The 3,059-nt window shown below is 60.8% G+C and carries 2 rRNA genes; both read right to left on the bottom strand.

Going from position 1 to position 3,059, the window contains the following annotated elements:
* Positions 1-9: 9 nt before the first annotated feature.
* Positions 10-126, bottom strand: a 5S ribosomal RNA gene (rrf, locus tag ACI8AB_RS22660).
* A gap of 106 nt (positions 127-232) precedes the next feature.
* Positions 233-3,059 (bottom strand): 23S ribosomal RNA (locus ACI8AB_RS22655); the annotation flags it as partial.

Genomic DNA, 3,059 nt, shown 5'->3' with positions numbered 1-3,059 from the left:
TGAAGAGTTGTCCGGCGGCGTCCTACTCTCCCACCCCGTCTCCGGGGCAGTACCATCGGCGCTGAGAGGCTTAGCTTCCGGGTTCGGAATGGATCCGGGCGTTTCCCTCTCGCCATGGCCGCCGTAACACTGTGAACGTCGCCCCGGCCCACCCCGGACAGGGATGGGGGGCTGGATGCGTTCAGAACCGCACAGTGGACGCGAGACACGACAGAGAAGATGTCGGAAGTGTGTGGTCAAGCCCTCGGCCTGTTAGTACCGGTCAGCTCCACGCCTTGCGGCGCTTCCACTTCCGGCCTATCAACCCGCTGGTCTGGGCGGGGGCCTTACCCCATTGACTGGGTGAGAGACCTCATCTTGAAGCGAGCTTCCCGCTTAGATGCTTTCAGCGGTTATCCCTGCCGAACGTAGCCAACCAGCAGTGCACCTGGCGGTACAACTGGCACACCAGAGGTTCGTCCGTCCCGGTCCTCTCGTACTAGGGACAGCTCTTCGCAAGTCTCTTACGCGCACGGCGGATAGGGACCGAACTGTCTCACGACGTTCTAAACCCAGCTCGCGTACCGCTTTAATGGGCGAACAGCCCAACCCTTGGGACCTACTCCAGCCCCAGGATGCGACGAGCCGACATCGAGGTGCCAAACCATCCCGTCGATATGGACTCTTGGGGAAGATCAGCCTGTTATCCCCGGGGTACCTTTTATCCGTTGAGCGACACCGCTTCCACATGCCGGTGCCGGGTCACTAGTCCCAGCTTTCGCTCCTGCTCGACCCGTCGGTCTCACAGTCAAGCTCCCTTGTGCACTTGCACTCGACACCTGATTGCCAACCAGGCTGAGGGAACCTTTGGGCGCCTCCGTTACATTTTGGGAGGCAACCGCCCCAGTTAAACTACCCACCTGACACTGTTCCTGATCCGGCTCACGGACCGAGGTTAGACATCCAATTCGACCAGAGTGGTATTTCAACGGCGACTCCACCGGCACTGGCGTGCCGGCTTCGCAGTCTCCCACCTATCCTACACAAGCCGAACCGAACACCAATATCAAGCTGTAGTGAAGGTCCCGGGGTCTTTCCGTCCTGCCGCGCGTAACGAGCATCTTTACTCGTAGTGCAATTTCGCCGAGCCTGTGGTTGAGACAGCTGAGAAGTCGTTACGCCATTCGTGCAGGTCGGAACTTACCCGACAAGGAATTTCGCTACCTTAGGATGGTTATAGTTACCACCGCCGTTTACTGGCGCTTGAGTTCTGAGCTTCGCCCCGAAGGACTAACCCGTCCCCTTAACGTTCCAGCACCGGGCAGGCGTCAGTCCGTATACCTCGTCTTACGACTTCGCACGGACCTGTGTTTTTAGTAAACAGTCGCTTCTCACTGGTCTCTGCGGCCCCCCTCCGCTGCCCCGCGCACGGCGGTTCACGAACGAGGGCCCCCCTTCTCCCGAAGTTACGGGGGCATTTTGCCGAGTTCCTTAACCACAGTTCGCTCGATCGCCTCGGTATTCTCTACCTGACCACCTGAGTTGGTTTGGGGTACGGGCCGCTCGGAACTCGCTAGAGGCTTTTCTCGGCAGCATAGGATCATCGGATTCGCCTCATTCGGCTACGCGTCAGGCCTCACCCTCGTGCGCCACGGATTTGCCTATGGCGCGGGCCACACCCTTGCACCGGTACCACCACTCACCGGCCCGACTACCTTCCTGCGTCACCCCATCGCTTGCCTACTACCAGCTCGGGTCCCCAGCTACTGCCACCCCGACCCCGAAGGGGCGGAGCGGTCTCGGTGGGTCAGCATCACTGGCCTGGGCATGGGCGCTCCTTCGCGGGTACGGGAATATCAACCCGTTGTCCATCGACTACGCCTGTCGGCCTCGCCTTAGGTCCCGACTCACCCTGGGCGGATTAGCCTGGCCCAGGAACCCTTGGTCTTCCGGCGGGGGAGGTTCTCACTCCCCTCTCGCTACTCATGCCTGCATTCTCACTCGCGTGGCGTCCACGGCTGGCTTCCGCCGCCGCTTCCCCCGCCACACGACGCTCCCCTACCCACCCCGTCCCCTGGCCGGCCCCCGAGGGAACCGACGGGGTTCATGACGAAGTGCCACGGCTTCGGCGGTGTGCTTGAGCCCCGCTACATTGTCGGCGCGGAACCACTTGACCAGTGAGCTATTACGCACTCTTTCAAGGATGGCTGCTTCTAAGCCAACCTCCTGGTTGTCACTGCGATCCCACATCCTTTTCCACTTAGCACACGCTTAGGGGCCTTAGCCGATGATCTGGGCTGTTTCCCTCTCGACTACGAACCTTATCGCCCGCAGTCTCACTGCCGCGCTCTCACTTACCGGCATTCGGAGTTTGGTTGACGTCAGTAACCTTGTGGGGCCCATCGGCCATCCAGTGCTCTACCTCCGGCAAGAAACACGCGACGCTGCACCTAAATGCATTTCGGGGAGAACCAGCTATCACCGGGTTTGATTGGCCTTTCACCCCTACCCACAGCTCATCCCCCAGGTTTTCAACCCTGGTGGGTTCGGTCCTCCACGCGGTCTTACCCGCGCTTCAACCTGGCCATGGGTAGATCACCCGGCTTCGGGTCTAGAGCACGCGACTCGAGAACGCCCTGTTCGGACTCGCTTTCGCTACGGCTACCCCTCACGGGTTAACCTCGCCACGTACCGCTAACTCGCAGGCTCATTCTTCAAAAGGCACGCCATCACCGCCCGCGCACGAGGCGCGGCCGCACGGCTCTGACGGCTTGTAGGCACACGGTTTCAGGTACTATTTCACTCCCCTCCCGGGGTACTTTTCACCTTTCCCTCACGGTACTCGTCCGCTATCGGTCACCAGGGAGTATTCAGGCTTAGCGGGTGGTCCCGCCGGATTCACACCGAATTCCACGGGCTCGGTGCTACTTGGGAACACGACAACAAGGAGGCGCAGCGTTTTCGAGTACGGGGCTCTCACCCTCTACGGCGACCCCTTCCAGAGGCCTTCCCCTAACGACAGCGCTTTCTCACTCCCCGCCAGTCCGGCAGAACTGACACGATCGGTCCCACGACCCCGC

The organism is Geodermatophilus sp. SYSU D00698 (assembly GCF_054050335.1).
Note: the sequence above shows the minus strand (reverse complement) of the source record. Positions and strands in the feature narration are given on the sequence as shown.